The 17,657-nt window shown below is 76.2% G+C and carries 19 protein-coding genes and 1 pseudogene; 13 read left to right on the plus strand and 7 right to left on the minus strand.

Annotation, left to right across the window (positions count from 1 at the left end; genetic code table 11):
• Window positions 1-75: 75 nt before the first annotated feature.
• Window positions 76-1,278 carry an ArsA family ATPase gene (locus VGH76_RS20940; RefSeq protein ID WP_331558652.1) on the minus strand — a complete coding sequence of 401 codons (1,203 nt, stop codon included), beginning with the start codon at window positions 1,276-1,278 and terminating at the stop codon, window positions 76-78.
• Window positions 1,268-2,332 (minus strand): ArsA-related P-loop ATPase, encoded by a 1,065-nt coding sequence (locus VGH76_RS20945; protein WP_331558653.1) that lies wholly within the window; start codon window positions 2,330-2,332, stop codon window positions 1,268-1,270. The genes VGH76_RS20940 and VGH76_RS20945 overlap by 11 nt, the downstream gene beginning before the upstream one ends.
• A gap of 179 nt (window positions 2,333-2,511) precedes the next feature.
• Between VGH76_RS20945 and VGH76_RS20950 the strand changes: the two genes are divergently transcribed.
• From VGH76_RS20950 to VGH76_RS20970, 5 genes are read left to right on the plus strand one after another with little or no spacing between them, the layout of a single operon-like run.
• Complete coding sequence (locus tag VGH76_RS20950; RefSeq protein WP_169185566.1) at window positions 2,512-2,673, plus strand: DUF4177 domain-containing protein; 162 nt, start codon at window positions 2,512-2,514, stop codon at window positions 2,671-2,673.
• Window positions 2,670-3,137: a RidA family protein gene (locus VGH76_RS20955; protein ID WP_331558654.1), complete on the plus strand. Its 468-nt coding sequence runs from the start codon at window positions 2,670-2,672 to the stop codon at window positions 3,135-3,137. The genes VGH76_RS20950 and VGH76_RS20955 overlap by 4 nt, the downstream gene beginning before the upstream one ends.
• A 51-nt stretch (window positions 3,138-3,188) precedes the next feature.
• A complete protein-coding gene (locus VGH76_RS20960; RefSeq protein WP_331558655.1) occupies window positions 3,189-3,974 on the plus strand; it encodes a hypothetical protein in 786 nt (261 codons plus the stop codon).
• The gene (locus VGH76_RS20965) at window positions 3,967-6,525 is read left to right on the plus strand and encodes a hypothetical protein (RefSeq protein ID WP_331558656.1); all 2,559 of its coding nucleotides are present in this window, start codon (window positions 3,967-3,969) and stop codon (window positions 6,523-6,525) included. Before VGH76_RS20960 ends, VGH76_RS20965 begins: the two co-directional genes overlap by 8 nt.
• A gap of 22 nt (window positions 6,526-6,547) precedes the next feature.
• Window positions 6,548-7,357: an MBL fold metallo-hydrolase gene (locus VGH76_RS20970; RefSeq protein WP_331558657.1), complete on the plus strand. Its 810-nt coding sequence runs from the start codon at window positions 6,548-6,550 to the stop codon at window positions 7,355-7,357.
• 195 nt (window positions 7,358-7,552) lie between these two features.
• Here the strand turns inward: VGH76_RS20970 and VGH76_RS20975 are convergent, their stop codons facing one another.
• On the minus strand, window positions 7,553-8,227 hold the full coding sequence (locus tag VGH76_RS20975) for a Crp/Fnr family transcriptional regulator (protein ID WP_169185569.1): 675 nt from the start codon (window positions 8,225-8,227) through the stop codon (window positions 7,553-7,555).
• A 228-nt stretch (window positions 8,228-8,455) separates the two neighbouring features.
• A complete protein-coding gene (locus tag VGH76_RS20980; protein WP_331558658.1) occupies window positions 8,456-8,734 on the minus strand; it encodes a hypothetical protein in 279 nt (92 codons plus the stop codon).
• 116 nt (window positions 8,735-8,850) lie between these two features.
• Here VGH76_RS20980 and nth point away from each other — a divergent pair, with 116 nt between their 5' ends.
• The 4 genes from nth to VGH76_RS21000 are packed head-to-tail and all read left to right on the plus strand — an operon-like array spanning window position 8,851 to window position 12,213.
• Entirely contained in the window at window positions 8,851-9,636 is a 786-nt protein-coding gene (gene nth / locus VGH76_RS20985; protein ID WP_331558659.1) for an endonuclease III, read from the plus strand.
• Window positions 9,633-10,280: a TlpA disulfide reductase family protein gene (locus VGH76_RS20990; protein ID WP_331558660.1), complete on the plus strand. Its 648-nt coding sequence runs from the start codon at window positions 9,633-9,635 to the stop codon at window positions 10,278-10,280. The genes nth and VGH76_RS20990 overlap by 4 nt, the downstream gene beginning before the upstream one ends.
• Window positions 10,277-11,020 (plus strand): CoA pyrophosphatase, encoded by a 744-nt coding sequence (locus VGH76_RS20995; protein ID WP_331558661.1) that lies wholly within the window; start codon window positions 10,277-10,279, stop codon window positions 11,018-11,020. The genes VGH76_RS20990 and VGH76_RS20995 overlap by 4 nt, the downstream gene beginning before the upstream one ends.
• Window positions 11,017-12,213 carry a MarP family serine protease gene (locus tag VGH76_RS21000; RefSeq protein ID WP_331558662.1) on the plus strand — a complete coding sequence of 399 codons (1,197 nt, stop codon included), beginning with the start codon at window positions 11,017-11,019 and terminating at the stop codon, window positions 12,211-12,213. Before VGH76_RS20995 ends, VGH76_RS21000 begins: the two co-directional genes overlap by 4 nt.
• A 51-nt stretch (window positions 12,214-12,264) precedes the next feature.
• Here the strand turns inward: VGH76_RS21000 and VGH76_RS21005 are convergent, their stop codons facing one another.
• The 3 genes from VGH76_RS21005 to arfB all read right to left on the minus strand — a co-directional run bounded on the left by VGH76_RS21005 (window position 12,265) and on the right by arfB (window position 14,245).
• Window positions 12,265-13,131: an alpha/beta hydrolase gene (locus VGH76_RS21005; protein ID WP_331558663.1), complete on the minus strand. Its 867-nt coding sequence runs from the start codon at window positions 13,129-13,131 to the stop codon at window positions 12,265-12,267.
• Window positions 13,132-13,187: 56 nt separating this feature from the next.
• Window positions 13,188-13,634 carry a phage holin family protein gene (locus VGH76_RS21010; protein ID WP_331558664.1) on the minus strand — a complete coding sequence of 149 codons (447 nt, stop codon included), beginning with the start codon at window positions 13,632-13,634 and terminating at the stop codon, window positions 13,188-13,190.
• Between the two features lie 167 nt (window positions 13,635-13,801).
• Window positions 13,802-14,245, minus strand: coding sequence for an alternative ribosome rescue aminoacyl-tRNA hydrolase ArfB (arfB, locus tag VGH76_RS21015; RefSeq protein WP_331558665.1), 444 nt, complete (start codon window positions 14,243-14,245; stop codon window positions 13,802-13,804).
• Between the two features lie 118 nt (window positions 14,246-14,363).
• Here arfB and VGH76_RS21020 point away from each other — a divergent pair, with 118 nt between their 5' ends.
• The 4 genes and pseudogenes from VGH76_RS21020 to VGH76_RS21035 form a co-directional block, all read left to right on the plus strand.
• The gene (locus tag VGH76_RS21020; RefSeq protein ID WP_331558666.1) at window positions 14,364-15,104 is read left to right on the plus strand and encodes an oxidoreductase; all 741 of its coding nucleotides are present in this window, start codon (window positions 14,364-14,366) and stop codon (window positions 15,102-15,104) included.
• A 110-nt stretch (window positions 15,105-15,214) separates the two neighbouring features.
• Complete coding sequence (locus VGH76_RS21025; protein WP_331558667.1) at window positions 15,215-15,445, plus strand: hypothetical protein; 231 nt, start codon at window positions 15,215-15,217, stop codon at window positions 15,443-15,445.
• Complete coding sequence (gene ssd / locus VGH76_RS21030; protein WP_331558668.1) at window positions 15,423-16,307, plus strand: septum site-determining protein Ssd; 885 nt, start codon at window positions 15,423-15,425, stop codon at window positions 16,305-16,307. Before VGH76_RS21025 ends, ssd begins: the two co-directional genes overlap by 23 nt.
• A 214-nt stretch (window positions 16,308-16,521) precedes the next feature.
• Window positions 16,522-17,325: pseudogene (locus VGH76_RS21035) on the plus strand (ATPase, T2SS/T4P/T4SS family); the annotation flags it as partial.
• Between the last annotated feature and the right edge of the window lie 332 nt (window positions 17,326-17,657).

Genomic DNA, 17,657 nt, shown 5'->3' on the forward strand with positions numbered 1-17,657 from the left:
ATCCTGGTGATCCACGACGACAAGCTCGGGGCCGGACCGCGATTCCCCGCGACAAGGCCATCGGGCCTGCCGGGATCAGGAGGCCAGCAGCTCCCCGATGGCGCGCAGGCCGTCGAGGTCGTGGACGTCGGTCGCCATCGCCGGGACGTCGACGATCGGCACGTTCGGGTGCGCCCGCGTGAACCGCGCGAGCACCCGGCGTTCCCGCTCGGCCGTCTCCACGCGGTCGGCGTGCAGGCGCAGCACGGCCGCCGTCGTCGCGTCCCCACGGGCCGCCTCGAGGGTCTCCGCACCCTCCCGCGCCCGCGCGCCGGACAGGGTCGCGTGCACCGGGTGGGTCCGGTTGAGGACCATGCCCGCCAGCGGCATCTTCTCGGTGCCCAGCCGCTCGACGAAGTTGGACGCCTCGCGCAGCGCGTCCGGCTCGGGCGAGGCCACCACCAGGAACGCCGTGCCCGGAGCGCGCAGCAACTGGTAGGTGGCGTTCGCCCGCTCCTGGAAGCCGCCGAAGAGGGTGTCGAAGGCCTGCACGAACGCCGAGGCGTCCGCCAGCATCTGCCCGCCCAGGATCGTGGACACGGCCTTCGCGAACAGGTTGAACGTCGAGCCGACGAGCTTGCGCAGCGCGGAACCGCCGGCGCGCGCAGGTGCCGAGAGCAGCCGGATCATGCGGCCGTCGAGGAACGACGAGAGCCGCTGGGGCGCGTCGAGGAAGTCCAGCGCCGACCGCGACGGCGGGGTGTCGACGATGATCAGGTCCCACCGGCCGGTGGCGGCGAGCTGCCCCAGCTTCTCCATCGCCATGTACTCCTGCGTCCCGGAGAAGGACGTGGAGATCGTCTGGTAGAAGGGGTTGTCGAAGATCGCCTGCGCCCGGTCGGGCGTGGTGTGGCCCAAGACCATCTCGTCGAAGGTCCGGCGCATGTCGAGCATCATCGCCTGCAGCTCGCCGCCCGAGCCCGCCGCGCCGCCCGGGCCCTCAGCGACCGAGCCCTCCGGGACGGCGCCGGGCACCGGCCGCGGCTCGTTGTCGAGCTCCTCGAGCCCCATCGACTGCGCGAGACGGCGGGCCGGGTCGATCGTCAGGACCACGACCTTCCGGCCGCGGGCCGCGGCGCGCAGGGCGAGCGCGGCCGCCGTCGTCGTCTTCCCGACGCCACCGGAGCCGCAGCAGACGATCGTGCGGGTCGCGAGGTCGTCGATGAGCGCGTCCAGGTCGAGGTGGCGGGGGCGGCGGGCGCGGCCGGTGGGCGCCTCCCCGGTCGGGTCAGCGGCCACGGCGCACCCCCTGCTCGCGCAGGAGCTCGGCGAGCTCGTACAGCCCGCCGAGGTCGACCCCGTCGGCGAGCTCGGGCAGTTCGAGCTGAGGCAGCCCGGCCTCGTCGAGCCGTGACCGGACGCCCGACTCGACCGCGAGCCGGCGCCGGTGCTCGTCGACCTCGGACAGCAGCCCGTCCATCTCCTCGTCCTTGAGGAAGAGCCCGGCGGCCTCGAGCCCGGCGCGCAGCCCGCCCTCGTCGACCGCCCCGCCGGCGGCCGGCAACCGCGCGGGCCGGACCCGGTTCACCATGACCGCCCCCGGCGGCAGGTGGGCGGCGGTGAGCTCCTCGACGGTGTCGAGCGTCTCCTGGACCGGCAGGTCCTCCAACTGGCTCACGACGTGCACCACGGTCTGCGGGGAGTGCAGCAGCGCCACGACCCCCTCGCTCTGGGTGCGGATCGGTCCGGTCCGGGCGAGCGTGCCCATGGCCTTGGTGACGTCGAGGAACTTCACGACGCGGCCCGTGGGCGGGGCGTCGAGGACCACCGCGTCGTAGAGCGGCTGCCGCGAGCCGGACCGCCGGGACCCGCCGCGGTCGTCGCCGACGGTGCGCCCGACGCACTCCTTGACCTTCCCGGTGAGCAGCACGTCGCGCAGGCCCGGGGCGAGCGTCGTCGCGAACTCCACCGCGCCCATGCGGCGCAGCGTCCGCCCGGCGAGCCCCAGGTTGTAGAACATCTCGAGGTACTCGAGCAGCGCTTCCTCGGCGTCGACGGCGAGGCCACGGACCTCGCCGCCGTCGGGGGCCACCGCGATCCGCTGCTCGGCGTAGGGCAGCGGCGGGGTGTCGAAGAGCTGCGCGATCCCCTGACGGCCCTCGACCTCGACGAGCAGGGTGCGCCCGCCGTCGGCCGCGAGAGCGAGGGCGAGGGCGGCAGCGAGGGTCGTCTTGCCGGTGCCGCCCTTGCCCGTCACGACGTGGAGCCGGGCCGAGGCGAGGGACTCCGGCCAGCGTTCGACGCCGCCGTGGTCGAGGACGCCGACACTGCCCGGGCGGCGCTGGTTGCTCACGGCGACCAGCGTAGGACCGCCGGATCGCGCCCGTCGGCCCCGGCCGGAGGGGCTCGGTCACACCGCGCTCCCTCGACGGGTCACCGAGCGTGCGCAGGACGTCGCCGCAGGTGTGAGAGGTACGCACGCGTCCGGGGCGCGACCGGGCCGTCCGGGAGCGACATCTACCCTCGGGCGTCATGAGTGCCCAGACCTGGGAGTACGCGACCGTCCCGCTGCTGACCCACGCGACGAAGCAGATCCTCGACCAATGGGGCGCGGACGGCTGGGAGCTCGTCACGGTCCTGCCCGGCCCCACGGGCGAACAGCACGTCGCCTACCTCAAGCGGCCCCTGCAGTGACGTCGCCGACCTCGCCCCGGGCGCGGCTCGCGGAGCTCGGGGTCGAGCTGCCCCCGGTGCCGGCGCCGAAGGGCGTGTACGTGCCGGCCAAGAAGGTCGGCACCCAGGTGTGGACATCCGGCCAGCTGCCCCTCGTCGGCGGCGAGCTGCCCGCGACCGGGCTGGTCGGCGCCGAGGTCTCGGTCGACGACGCCAACGCCTACGCCCGCATCGCCGCGCTGAACGCGCTGGCCGCGATCGACGCCGTCGTCGGGCTGGACGCGGTGGTGTCCGTGGCCAAGATCGTCGGCTTCGTCGCCTCGGCGCCGGGGTTCGGCGGCCAGCCCCAGGTGGTGAACGGGGCCTCCGAGCTCATGGGCGAGGTCTTCGGCTCGGCGGGCGAACACGCCCGCTCGGCGATCGGGGTGGCGGCGCTGCCGCTGGGCTCCCCGGTCGAGGTTGAGGTCGTCGTCGACCTGGCGTGAGCTTTCCAGTGGCCCGCGGGAGGACGACGCCCGTGGCGGAGGGAGACGGACGTGACGAGCACGGGTGCCGGCCTCGAGGCCGCCGGGATCGACGGCGCGCCGGCGGGGGCGGATCGGCCCGACGGGCCCCGCGGCACCGGTGACGCACGGCCCGGCGGCGTCGAGCGCGCCTGCCACGACCTCCTCGTCGCGCTCGCCGGACGCCTGCCCGACCGGCCGTTGTGGCGGCTGCGCGACTGGCTCGCCGCCGACGCCCTCACCGCCCTGCGCACCGCGGTCCCGCGCACGCTGCTGCGCCACCGGGTCGGGGTCACCGAGACCGAGCGGGCCCTGCTGCGCGACGCGGTGACGGGTTGGCACGGGCCCGTGCGTCTGGTCGACGCGGTGCTGCACGCCGACCACGCCCCGGAGCCCGCCGCGACGTTCGCCGAGCCCGGCGGGTCCGGGTGGGACGCCGCCGACCTGGTCCTGCGGGCGCTGCTCCCGACCGTCGGCGAGGTCGGTGAGGTGCGCCGCGCCTGGCGCACCGCCGGTCAGGGCGAGCCGGGCGACCCCGTGCGCGTCGTGCTCGTGAGCGCCGCGGGCGACCTGCCAGCCCTCACCGGGGCGGTGCAGCGGGCCCTGCGGGCGCACGGCGACACCGTGCCCGGGGTCGAGGTGATCGGCGCCGGCACCGTCACGACCTCCTACCACCGCGCGGCGCTCGCCGCCTCCGAGGTGCTCTGGCGCGCCGGGGCCCCGGCCTCGGTGTCCGCCCCCGTCCCGGAGCACGGACCCGGTCTCCCGGGCCCACGGACGGGCGTCGCGTCGCGAGCAGAACTGGTGCGCCATGGCTGAGCCCGGACCCCAGCAGCCCGACGGCCCACGTCCGCCCGCGCCGCGCCCGCGCGGCGGCGAGCGGGGACGTGACCCGGTGGCCCTGGCCGCCTGGCGGCGGGTCGCCGAGCAGCGTCGTCGCGCCGTCGACGGGATGACGGCGGCGCCGTCCCCGATCTCCACGTCCTCGGCTCCCGAGGGGACGGCTGCCGTGCCCGCGCCCGCCCCGTCCCCGGCGGACCCGGTGGCGCTGGCCGTCGAGTCCTCCGTGGCCGACGTGCCCGACGTCGAGGAGCTCGCAGTCCCTGCTGCCGCCGTCCCTGACGAGGTGGCCGAGGGGGACGCCCGGCCGGTGGTCCGCGACGAGCGCGCCGAAGCAGCCGACGCACCGGCCCCGGACGGGACGACGACGGCGGGGCCTGCCGCGGCCGACTCGCGCACCGCACCGCCCGGCCCCGGCGACGGCGCCCCGCCGGGGCGCCTCCACGACGTCCTGCTCGGCCTCGCCGGACGTCTCGACGACGACGCCCTGACCTCGGTCCGCGAGATGGTCGCGGCCGAGGACGACGCCGAGGCGGCCGAGCTGCTCGGCGGATGCCTGCTGGCCGGCGGCGTCGGGGTCACCGGGGAGGAGCGCGCGGTCCTGCGCCCGTGGTTCACGGCCGCGCGGGTCGACTCGGAGCTGCTGGGCCTGCTGCCCACCGACACCGGCGCGCTCGACCGCTCGGTGCACCGTTTCGTCGCGACCACCCCCGACCGCGCGCCCGGACTCCCGCTCGCCCGGGCCGCGCGCCGGCTCCCGGGCGTGGTGGCGGTCCGCGAGAGCTGGCGGGTCACGCCGTCGGGCTCCGCGCCCGGCCCCGTGCCGCACCGCGTGGTCCTGGTGGAGACCGAGGGCCCGGACGACTGCGACCACGTCGTGCACCACCTCGCCCACGCGGCGCGGGCCCTCGACGACACCTCGGTCGAGGTGTTCGCGGCCGGCGCCGTCCTGCCGGCCTACCACCGCGATGCGCTCGCGGCGGCGCAGCCGCTCCTCGCCGAGGAGGCCGCGGCGCCCCGGCGCCCGGCCGCGGGCGGTGCGGGGGCCGCCGTGCCGCGGTTCCCGGCCGGCGACGACGACGAGACCTGGCGCACCGTCGCCGACGCGGGGACCGCCCACACCGCCCCGCGACCGCCGGCCGAGCCCGACCGCCGGGACCCGGACGGTCCGGCCGAGGCCGCCCCGCCCCGGGAGTCGGCGGCGGCCGCCGTCGTCGCCGACACCGACGTCGTCGCCGCCACTGACGTCGTCGCCGCCACTGACGCCGGCGCCGCCACTGACACCGGCGCCGCCACTGACGACGAGGCCGACGAGCCCGTCGCGGACCCGCCGCCGGAGACCTCGATCGACGACGACCTCTCCTCGACCGCGCGCCGGATCGCCGCGCTGTGGGCGCGGCCGTCACCGGAGGACTTCTCGGCGGCCCTACCCGCGGAGTCGCTCGAACCCACCCTCCTGGAGCCGGAGGACCACGCTCCGGCCGGCGACCCGGACCCCGACGACGAGGCGCCGAGCGGACGGCATGGACGGCCCGCGGCGAACGACTCGGGCACGACGTCGCTCCGCTCGCCCCGGCCCCGGCCGCACACCAACGGGCACACGCTGCCCTCGCTCGACCCGTCCGCCGACGCCTCGGCCGCCGCGGACGAGACGCCGGACCCGGACACCCTCGACGAGCCCCTCGCGACGGACCCGGGCGACGCGCAGATCCTGCGCGCCCGCCACAGCCGGGCCCGTGACGGCGACAGCGTCCCCGACCCCGACGTGCCCCGGTTCGGGCACGACGCGCGCTTCGGGGCCGGGCCGGGGCCGGCCTGGCCCGGCGGCCCCGTCGCGGGGGACTCCGCGCTGGGCCCGGAGACGCTCTTCGCCTCACCGGTCGAGGTCGGGCAGGAGCCGGTGACGTTCGGGACCAAAGGGCACCGGCACGGCCCGGAGGCCGGGCCCGCGGGCGATGACGCGGTCACGCTCGGCACCAACGGCCATCGTCACGACCCGGCCGTGCCCCCGCCTGACGACGAGCCCGCCACCGGGCCCGTCGCCTGGGCCGGCCCCGGAGTGACGCCGCCCCCGCCGGGCGGCTCCCAGGTCATCGGTCCGCCCCGGGCCGGGCGCCCCGCCGGCGGTCCGCCGGCGCCGGGACCGGTCGGGCCCGCGGTGGGTGGCCCGGGGCCCCGCCGGCCTGGCGAGCCCAGCGAGGACGTGGCGCCGCCGTGGGCGGCCGCGGACGGGGTCGGGTGGTCCGCGGGGACCCCGGGCCGGCCCCCCGAACCGGACCCCACGGCGTCGTGGGCGCCGGACTTCGACGACTCCGTCGCCCAGCTCTCGGACCGGGAGCGCGAACTGCTCGCCCGGCTGCACGAGGAGCTCGCCCAGCGCGAGCGTGCCGAGGGCGCCGACCCGTTCGCCGGGCCCGCCCGTCGCGGACCGGCCCCGCAGCCCCCGGCGCCGGGACCGCGCCCCGGACCGCCCGACGGCCGGGTCAACGGGCACGGCCTGCCGCCCGGGCGAGGAGACGACGCGGGCTGATCGCGCGCCGTAGGGTCCGGGCGTGACCGACTCGTCGGAGATCTCGCCGTCCGCGCATCCGGCCTACGGCACGCTGCGCTCCGTCACGTCGGCCGCCGGGGTGGTGCTCGCGGAGAACCCGTCCGGGATGACGCTCGACGGCACCAACAGCTGGGTGCTGCGCGCGCCCGGGCAGCGCGGGTGCGTCGTCGTCGACCCCGGACCGGACCACGCCCACCACCTCGACCGGCTGGCCGAGCAGGGTCCCGTCGAGCTGATCCTGCTCACCCACCACCACCTCGACCACAGCGAGGCGGCCCGGACGTTCTCCGAGCGCACCGGGGCGCCGGTGCGGGCGCTCGATCCGCAGCTCAGCCTGGGCGCGGAGGGGCTCGGTCCCGACGAGGCCGTGGGCGCGGCCGGGCTCGACATCCGGGTGGTGGCGACCCCCGGGCACACCACCGACTCGTTGTGCTTCGTCGTCGACGGCGACGGCAGCGTGCTCACCGGCGACACCGTGCTGGGCCGGGGCACGACCGTGCTCGGTGACCACCACGGTGCCCTCGGGGACTACCTCGCCTCCCTGGACCGGCTCGCCGCGCTGCCGGCGGGGACGACACTCCTCCCGGGCCACGGGCCGGACCTCGGGGACGCCCCGCAGATCGCCCGCGACTACCTCGCCCACCGCGAGCAGCGCCTCGGGCAGGTGCGTGAGGCGCTGCGTCGGCTCGGGGGCTCCGCGACACCGCGGCAGGTCGTCGAGATCGTCTACGCGGACGTCGACGAGTCGCTCTGGCCGGCCGCGGACATCTCGGTGGCCGCCCAGCTGGAGTACCTGCGCGAGCACGGCTGACCCCGCTCGGCAGCAACGGCACGTTCCTGGCACCTGACGCCAGAGCGGCGCCGTTCACCCACGGAGCGCGCGGGCCGGCCGGTGGGTGAATGGCGCCGTCCGCGCGTCGAACGCCAGGAACGTGCCGTTGCTGTCACGGGCGGGGGCGGGGCCGGGGGCCGGGGGCCGGTCGCCGGGGGCCGATCCCGCCGACCGCTATCGGGCTCGGCGGGCCAGGCGGTCCGGCTCGAGGATGAGAACGCTCTTGCCCTCGAGGCGCAGCCAGCCGCGGGCGGCGAAGTCGGCCAGGGCCTTGTTCACCGTCTCCCGGGAGGCGCCGACGAGCTGGGCGATCTCCTCCTGGGTGAGGTCGTGCGTCACCCGCAGCAGCCCGGCCTCCTGCGACCCGAATCGCTGGGCCAGCTGCAGCAGCGCCTTCGCGACGCGGCCGGGCACGTCGGTGAAGATCAGGTCGGCCAGCAGGTTGTTGGTCCGCCGCAGCCGGCGGGCGACCACGCGCAGCAGCTGCTCGGCGATCTCCGGGCGCTGCGAGATCCACTCCTTGAGCGCCGTGCGGTCCATCGAGTAGGCGCGCACGTCGGTGACGCAGGTCGCCGTCGAGGTGCGGGGCCCCGGGTCGAAGATCGACAGCTCACCGAACATGTCGGAGGGGCCGAAGATCGACAGCAGGTTCTCGCGGCCATCCGGAGATCGGCGCCCGATCTTGACCTTGCCGCTCTGGACGATGAACAGCCGGTCGCCCGGTTCGCCCTCGTTGAAGATGACGGTGCCACGGGGGAACTCGACCCGGTCGAGAGATTCCGTCAACACCTCGACCGCGGCCGGATCCACGCCTTGGAAGATCCCCGCGCGGGCCAGTACCTCGTCCACCGTCCGCTCCTCGCCGACTCGTCCGACCCCGCTCACCCCGGGACCTGGGCCCCGGTGCGCGCTGTGTCACCGGTCACGTCTCGCTCAAGTCTAGTCGTGTACAGCGCCATGATCACGCCGCACGCGGCCGACGCGATCCCCGGGTCTATCTGGCGTGGTCGTCGGTCGCGAGTTGCGTCCCTCGATCGGAGGAGCCTACTCACGAGAGATGACGCCGCTGGGTGAGCGTCAGACGCCCGTCGTGCTCCGGGAGGATGCCGCGGAGCCGCGGCCACCCTTCGTCCCGCCGTGACGCTTGCCGAGGTTGCGCAGCCGGAACATCTGCAGGGCTCCGCCGATCCCCTGGCGGAACAGCGCCTTGACCTCGTCGGGGCGCGCCCGCTCGAGGAAGTCCTCGACCTCGTCCTCACGGACGGTACCGGCGCGCAGTCTCGTCTCCAGGCGCTCCATGCCCAGGGCGAAGACCATGATGAGCAGGGGGATGAGGACGGCGATCCAGGCGGTCATGGTGCGGGAGATGCTCCCGCACCCGGGGGAGGGGTCGAGCACCGGGGTCGTCCCGGCGTGTCGGGGTCGCCCCCATGCCCCGTCGCCCCGCTCGGTCCGTTCACTACCCTGGTCGGATGACCTCGGGGGCTCCCACCACGCCGCCGCGTACGCCCGGCGCCACGACGGCGAAGCCGGGCGAGACCCGGCTCGGCCTCGTGCGGCGGGCCCGGCGCATGCACCGGGCCCTCGCCGCCGCCCACACCGACGCGCACTGCGAGCTCGACTTCACCACGCCGCTCGAGCTGCTCGTGGCGACCGTTCTGTCCGCGCAGACCACCGACGTGACCGTCAACCGCGTGACGCCGGCGCTCTTCGCGCGCTACCCGGAGGCGGCCTCCTACGCAGGCGCCGACCGCGTCGAGATGGAGGAGATCCTCCGCCCGACGGGCTTCTACCGGGCGAAGACGAACTCGGTGATCTCGCTGGGCCAGGCCCTGGTGGAGAAGTTCGACGGTGAGGTGCCGGGGCGGCTCGAGGATCTCGTCACCTTGCCCGGCGTCGGGCGCAAGACCGCCAACGTCGTGCTCGGCAACGCGTTCGGCGTCCCCGGGATCACCGTCGACACCCACTTCGGCCGGCTCACCCGCCGCTGGGCCTGGACCGACTCCGAGGACCCGGTGGAGGTGGAGAAGCAGGTCGGGACGCTCATCGAGCGCAAGGACTGGACGATGCTGTCCCACCGCGTGATCTTCCATGGGCGGCGCGTCTGCCACGCGAAGAAGCCGGCGTGCGGTGCCTGCTCGCTCGCGAAGGACTGCCCGTCGGCCGGGATCGGCGAGACCGACCCGCAGAAGGCCGCCAAGCTCGTGAAGGGCCCGGAGGCCGATCACCTCCTGGCCCTCGTCGGTCTCGAGCGGTGACGCGCACCGAGGTCGGATCGACCCTGCTCGTGGTGGTCCTGGTGGTGATCGGGGTCATCGCCCTGTGGCCGCGCGACACGGACGGCGGCGCCGCCCCGCAACCCGTGCCCAGTGCCGCGCCCACCACGCGCAGCGACCCCTCCGAGCTCGCTGAGGCCCGGACCCGCGCGGCGCTGCAGCCCTGCCCGACGCCGGCCGTGGGCGCGAGCCCCGCACCGGCCCCGCTCGCCGGGCTCACCCTCGACTGCCTCGGGGGCCCCGGCCGGGTCGACCTCGCCGCGGCGCTCCCCGGCCGGACCACGCTGGTCAACCTGTGGGCCTCGTGGTGCGGGCCGTGCCGCGAGGAGATCCCGGCCATCACCGCCTACGCGGCCGAGCCCGGCGCGGCGGCCGTGCTCGGCGTCGACGTCGCCGACGACCCCGCCGACGCCCTCGCGCTGCTCTCCCAGCTCGCGGTGCACTACCCCTCGGTGTCCGACCCCGGTCAGACGGTCGCGCGCCGGCTCGGGGCCGCGCCGGTGCTCCCGGCGAGCGTCGTGGTCCGTCCCGACGGTTCGGTGGTCCCGGTGCCCGCGCAGGTGTTCGCCACCCCGGCGCAGGTGCGCAGCGCGGTGGACACCGCGCTCGCGAAGGCGGCCGGGTGAGCACGCTGCTGCGCCCGCGGGAGGCGCCGCCGTGGCTCGCGCCGCTCGTGGACGGGTGCGGGCGGGCCACCGACGACGACGTGCCGCTGCGACGCCGGTCCTCGGCGGACCCCGCCCGCGAGGCGGCGGTGCTGCTGCTCTTCGGGGAGTCCGGCGACGGGCCCGACGTGCTGCTCACCGAGCGCGCCGGCGAGCTGCGCGACCACGCGGGCCAGGCCGCGTTCCCCGGCGGCGGGCTGGAGCCCGACGATGGCGAGGGGCTCGACGCCCGGGTCCGCGCCGCGCTGCGCGAGACGCAGGAGGAGACCGGGGCCGACCCGGCCGGCGTCGTCCCGCTCGCGACGCTGCCGCCGCTGACGATCCCGGTGACCGGCTTCGCGGTGACGCCCGTCGTCGCCCACTGGGCCCGGCCCACCCCGGTCCACGTCGTCGACCCGGGTGAGACCGCCGCCGTCGTGCGTGTCCCGCTCGCCGAGCTCACCGATCCGGCCCGCCGGTTCACCGTCACATCCCCCAGCGGTTACCTCGGGCCCGCCTTCGCGGTGCGCGGTCTGCTCGTCTGGGGGTTCACGGCACTCGTCCTGTCCTGGGTTCTCGACCTCGCAGGGTGGACGATCCCCTGGGACACCTCGGACGTCCGCGACCTCGGCGAGGCGTGGGCCCGGCGTCGAGACGACCTGACGGCCCGCCGTCCTGACAACGAGGCGGCACGCCGCCGTGAGGGAGACGCGATCCGATGAGCTGGGTCGACATCGTCGTCGTGCTGCTCGCGATCGCCGCGGCCATCTCGGGCTGGCGGCACGGGCTCGCGGTGGCCGCGCTGTCCTTCCTGGGCGTCATCGGCGGCGCGCTGCTCGGGCTCAAGATCGCGCCGTTGGTGGTCGGGCTCTTCCAGGGCGACACCAGCCGCGTCGTCGTCAGCGTCCTCATCGTCATCGCGCTGGTCGCGCTCGGCGAGACGCTCGGGGTCTACCTCGGTCGTGCGCTGCGGGACCGCATGCGCCTCAACGCCGTCCGCACCGTGGACTCGACGTTCGGCGCGATCCTGCAGGCGATCACCGCGCTCGTCGTCGCGTGGCTCATCGCGCTGCCGCTCGCGACGTCGTCGAACGTCGCCCTGTCCTCGGCGCTGAAGAGCTCCGCGGTGCTCCAGACCGTCGACGCCGTGATGCCGACGCCGATCCGGGCGCTGCCCAACGAACTGCGGTCGATGTTCGACGCGTCCGGCTTCCCCGACGTGCTCTCGCCGTTCTCGTCCACGCCGGTGGCCGAGGTGCCCGCCCCCAATCCGCAGCTCGTGCGGGACCCGGTGGTCCAGCGGGCCCGGTCGAGCGTCCTGAAGATCCGTGGGCGGGCGCCGTCGTGCTCGCGGGCGCTCGAGGGCACCGGCTTCGTCATCGGCAACGAGCGGGTGATGACGAATGCCCACGTCGTCGCGGGGACCAGCGAGGTGTCGGTGGAGGTGCCGCAGCCCGGGGGCGGCTCGGACACCGAGGCGGCACGGGTCGTGTACTACGACGAGCAGGTCGACGTCGCGGTGCTCGCGGTGCCGGGCCTCGAGGCGCGGACGCTGCCGTTCAACTTCTCCGGCGCGCAGACCGGGGACAACGCGGTCGCGCTCGGCTATCCGCTCGACGGTCCCTTCACCTCGTCGGCGGCGAAGATCCGGCAGCGCATCCAGCTCCGCGGGCCGGACATCTACGACTCCTCGACGGTGACCCGCGACGTCTACACGATCCGCGGCTCGGTGCGGTCGGGGAACTCGGGCGGGCCACTGGTGAACCCGCAGGGCCAGGTCATCGGCGTGGTGTTCGGCGCGGCGGTCGACCAGGGCGACACCGGCTTCGTGCTCACCGCGGACCAGGTGCGGGCGGCGCTCAACGCGGCGCCGAGCGCGACGAGCCGGGTGTCGACGGGCAGCTGCGCGGCATAGGTGGCCTTCGGCCACGTGAGCACTTTCCGGGGCTATGACCCCGGAAAGTGCTCACAGGCTCCGGAGGAGCACCTGGGTGACGTGGCGCGGGGCCTCCTGGTGCGGGAAGTGACCCGCGCCGGGCACCGTCAGGAACTCGTGGTCGTCCGCCCAGCGGGCTGACGCGCGGGCCACCGCGGCCGGCAGCCAGGGGTCGGCGTCGCCGTGCAGCGTCAGGACCGGGACGTCGACCCGCCGGTCGATTGCGCGGGCGAACCGCCGGCCGTCGGGACGTCCCTGGGAACGCACCGCCCAGCGGAAGTACTCGAGCGCGCAGTGCGAGGTCCGCGGGGTGAGGATCGCGGCCGCGTGCCGTGCCGCGACCCGCTCGAACTCGGGCGCGTCGGTCCAGCCGGGTCCGGCCCCCGCGGCGAGGAGCTCACCGGCCCGCGCCCCGCCGTCGCGGCGCAGCGAGCGCTCGGGCAGGCGGGGGAGCTGGAAGAAGGCCACGTCGCGCAGCGCGGCCGCGTGGCGCCAGGGGCGGCGGCGCACCGCTTGTCGCAGCGCCAGGGGGTGCGGCGTCCCGACGACGACGAGGCGGGCCACCGCCCGCGGGTGCAGCGCGGCGACCGTCCAGGCGATCGCCCCGCCCCACCCGGCGCCGACGAGCGTGACGCGCCGGGCACCGAGCGCCCGGACGAGCCCTGCCACGTCGCCGGCCAGGGTCCACAGGTCGTAGCCGCGCGGAGGCCGGTCGGAGCCGCAGTAGCCCCGCAGGTCGGGGGCGACGACGTGGTGGCCGGCCGCGCCGAGCGCCGTGAGCTGGTGGCGCCAGGACCACCAGAACTCCGGGAACCCGTGCAGCAGCACCACCGGCTCGCCGCCCCGCGCCGCCTCACCGCACTCCGCGACGTGCAGCCGGATGCCGTTGGCGGACACCGCCCGGTGCCGCCACGGTCCCGGCAGCGCCGCCGGGTCGTCCTCGCCGAGCTCGCTCAGGAGGTCGACGCCGCGGCGTCCGACCGGCCGCGGCGCAGCGCCTCGACCGACTCGCGGGCCGTCTCGATGGTCCGCTCCGGCGGCCGGATCTTGCGGACCTTGAGGTAGCCGAGGAGTCCGGCGACGCCCGCCATGATGATCATGATCCCGAAGGTCACCGCGTAGCCGGCCCACTGCTGGGTCGGCCAGATGAGGTTGAAGGCCTCGGCGACGGCGAAGAAGAAGTAGAAGAGGCTGAACAGCGCGATCACCGCCGCCAGCACGAAGAAGATGCTGCCCTGCACCCCCTTCTTGACCTCGGCCGTGACCTCCTGCTTGGCCAGCTCGACCTCCGCGCGCACCAGCGTGGAGACGTGCGTGGTCACCTCCTTGACCAGCGTCCCAACGGAGGCCTCACCGTTGGTGCGCGCCGGCTCGGCGTTGAGCGGGATCGAGGGGACCACGGGTGGTCCTCCGGATGACGACGGCGAGGTCACGGGCCCTCCTGGCAGGGGTCGGGGCGAGAGGGGGGACATGGTGCCACGGCCACGGCGGGGCCGAGCCGTGACACGACTGGTCGGGCCGTGTCTTCCCGATCAAGTCCGACCTCAGTCCTCGGACCTCGGAGGTGTCACTCGGCGGGCGATCGACGCAACGCCTTGCGCTGCGATCGATGGCGCTTGTCCTCCATTCGTCGCAGCCGCGCACCACGGCTCGGGCGACGGGCCTGACGTGCGGGTGGGTCGGGGAGGAGCGCCTCACGGAGCAGCGCCGCGGCCCGCCGCCGGGCGGCCTCGCGGTTGCGGCGCTGCGAGCGGTGCTCCGAGGCCGTGACGTGCAGCACGTGCCCCCCGACCAGCCGCGGTACCCGCGCGAGGAGCCGATCCCGGACGTCGTCGGGCAGGCCCGGCGCCCCGGCCAGGTCGACGAGCAGCTCCACCCGCGAGTCGGCGGTGTTGACGCCCTGCCCGCCCGGACCCGAGGAGCGGGAGAACCGCCAGGTCAGGGCGTTCGCGGGCAGCACGACGTCGTCGGAGACCCACAGGTCCCCGGTAGCGTCGTCGTACCCGTCCATGGTTCCAGTCTCCTCGTGGTGTCGAGCGGGCTGTGGCGTCGGCGGTGGCCCTTTCGCTGACACCAGGTATCGGGTTCTCCACTCCGGGGCGCGTCGAACCGCCTGGGACGATGTCGCCATGACCGCCGCGACCACCGATCCGCTCGCGCCGCTGCTCGACCTGCCGGGGGTCGCCGAGGGCGCCGACTCGGTCCGGCGCCACGTGGAGGCCGTCCACGCCCATCGCACCAACCGCCGGGGCTGGCCGACGACCGCCGCCGAGGCGACCGTCCGCGCGGCCCGCGCCTCGGCCGCGCTCGACGGCGGGAGCCCGGACCTCCCCGAGGACGGTCCGGTCACCGACCCGACGCTGGCCGGAGCGCTGCGGGTCGCCGAGGCGCTCGGTGGGCTCCTCCCGACCTGGCGGCGGGCCCCGTTGCAGGCCCTCGCGCGCCTGCACGTCCTCGCCGCGACCGATCGCGCGCCCGAGTCCGACCTCGGCCGGCCCCGTCCCGGCGCGTGGGTCTCCGCGCGGCTCGACGCGCTCGCCGGCCTCGTCGTCGGCGGGACGTCGGTGCCGGCGCCGGTGCTCGTCGGCGTGGTGCACGGCGAGCTGCTGGCGCTCTCGCCGTTCCTGGTCGCGAACGGCGTCGTCGCCCGCGCGGCCGCCCGGCTCACCGCGATCTCCACCGGGTTGGACCCCAAGGGCCTCGTCGTCCCCGAGGTCGGCCACCTGCGTGCCGGCAGCGAGTACCGCGCGGCCGCCCAGGCGTTCGCGTCCGGCACCCACGAGGGCCTCGCGCAGTGGTTCTCGCACTGCACCACCGCGTGGCGGACCGGCGCTAAGGAGGCCACGGGGATCGCGGACGCCGCGGGCTGAGGCCGTTCGGCCCACCGCGCCGTCCCCACCGGCACCGCCGGGCCCGTTCGTCCCCATGGGCGTCCGTCGAGGTTTCCGGTCGCGCGGTCGCCGGCGCGAAGCTCCCGCCCGTGGACGGACGACGGGTGACGGTGTGGTGCGACGACGAGGACCTGCTCGACGAGGTGGTCCGCGTCGCCGCTGCGGCGGGGTGCGAACTGGAGCGGGTGCCCGACGCGGCCGCGCTGCGGCGGCGATGGCCGGGTGCGGCGATGGTGCTGCTCGACGAGGCCGCGGCGCGCGCGGTGGCCGGCGTGCGGCTGGGGGCGTCGCGACGGCGTGGTGGTGCTGTGCCGGGGTGAGCCGCCCGGCAGCGTCTGGGAACGGGCGGTCGCGGTCGGCGCGGAGCACGTGGTGTCGCTGCCCGAGGGCGAGGACTGGCTGGTCTCGGCACTCTCCGAGACCGTCGAGGAGGAGGGCCGCACCGGCGACGGCCGGATCGTGTCGGTGATTGGCGGGCGCGGTGGGGCGGGCGCCTCGGTCCTGGCGGCGGCGGTGGCGGTGCGGGCCCACGACGACGGCGCCCGGGTGCTGCTCGTGGACTGCGACCCGCTCGGCGGCGGGCTGGACCTCGTCGTCGGCGCGGAGCAGGTCGAGGGCCTGCGCTGGCCGGGCCTCGCGCTCGGGGGTGGACGGGTCGCCGCGTCGTCGCTGCACGAGGCGCTGCCCGCGGCCGAGCACGGGGAGCCGGCGCTGACGGTGCTCTCGTGCGACCGGCACGGCCCCGGCCCCGCGCCCGACGCCGCGCTCGCGGTGGTGGAGGCGGGCCGTCGCGCGGGCGACACCGTGGTGTGCGACCTGCCGCGCCACCTCACCGATGCGGCCGTCGCGGTGCTCGACGTGTCCGACCTGACGGTGCTCGTGGTGCCCGCCGAGGTCCGCGCGACGGCGGCCGCGTCGCGGGTGGCCCGTCGGCTCGGCGAGCGTGGCGCGACGGTGGCGGTCGTCGTCCGGGGGCCCTCGCCCGGTGGCCTCGTCGGCGAGGACGTGGCCGAGGCCCTCGGCCTCGAGGTGCTGGTGTCGATCGAGGCCGAGCCGGGGCTGGCGGCCGCCCTGGATCGCGGTGCGGTGCCCGGCGTGCGTCGCGGGCCGCTGGCACGGGCGGCGGCGGCCGTGCTCGACGCGGTCGAGGTCCGGCGGGGAGGCCGGCCCGCGGCGGCCTGACGACCTCGTGACCCGCGACCCGGTCCGTCGCTCCTCGGCGGGCCGGGTCGTCGTCGTGCCCCGGCTCGGGTGGTGGTCCGTCCGGCCCAGCGGTCCGTCCCCAGCGGCACCGGAGGCCCGGGTTGTCCCCAGGCCGCGAGCTCGGGCTCGGGGTTCGGGGGCCGGCTCCGGCAGCGTCTATGTCGTCGGCGTCGGGAGTGGGGTGGTGGCGGTGGTGGAGGCGGGGGCCGAGCCCGGTGACCTGGTGGAACGGGTGCGCACGCGGCTGGCGGGCGCGGGCGGCGAGGCGGGGGTGGCCGAGCTCGCGGCCGCGGTCCGGGCGGAGGCACGTGGGGTGGTCGGGGACGCGGACGTGCTGGCCGCGGTGCGCGCCCTGCAGCGGGAGTTCGTCGGGGCGGGCCCGTTGGAGCCGTTGCTGCGGGACCCGGCGACCTCGGACGTGCTCGTCATCGCCCCGGACGCGGTGTGGGTCGACCGCGGCGCGGGGCTGGAGCGCGCCGCGGTGGCCTTCGCCGACGAGGACGCGGTCCGCCGCCTGGCCCAGCGCCTCGCCTCGGCGGCGGGCCGCCGGCTCGACGACGCCAGCCCCTACGTCGACGCGCGGCTGCCGGGCAGCGGCGTGCGGCTGCACGCGGTGCTGCCGCCGGTGGCCGCGGACGGCACCTGCGTCTCGCTGCGGGTGCTGCGCCCGGCCCGGCACGACCTCGACGCCCTGGAGGCCGGCGGCACCGTCGACGCCGCCGGGCGGGCGCTGCTCGAGGCGGTGGTCGCCGCACGGCTGGCGTTCCTCGTGGTGGGTGGCACCGGGTCGGGGAAGACGACGGTGCTCTCGGCGCTGCTCGCGCGGGTCCCCGCCGCGGAGCGGATCGTCGTCGTGGAGGACGCCGAGGAGCTGCGCCCGGCCCACCCGCACGTGGTCCGGCTGGTCTCCCGACCGGCGAACGTGGAGGGCGCGGGCACGGTGCTGCTGCGCGACCTGGTGCGCCAGGCGCTGCGGATGCGCCCGGACCGGCTCGTGGGATAGGGGATAGAGGGCCTTCAAATGCCCCACCCGGTTAAGCGCTTACCGCACCGGCCCTGCGTTCTTCGACCTCACCGCGCGGGGGAGAGCAACTTGCCGAGGCCGCGCTGATCCATCCCCGTCCAGCCACCAAACCGGCTTCACAAAGCGAGCGAGTGACTGGCTGAGGGAGTTGAGCCTTCGAGCACCCGAGACCGCAGCCTGATCATCGGGCCGCCACCGAAGTTCTACGAAGAGCGGGACAACCTCGAGGCAAGGTCCGGGCCTACTTAGGCTGCGGGGAAGTGTCGTGGCAGACGTCCTGGGTGGCTTGGTGGGTCGGCTGGAGG

The organism is Actinomycetospora sp., from assembly GCF_036497585.1.
GTDB lineage: Bacteria > Actinomycetota > Actinomycetes > Mycobacteriales > Pseudonocardiaceae > Actinomycetospora.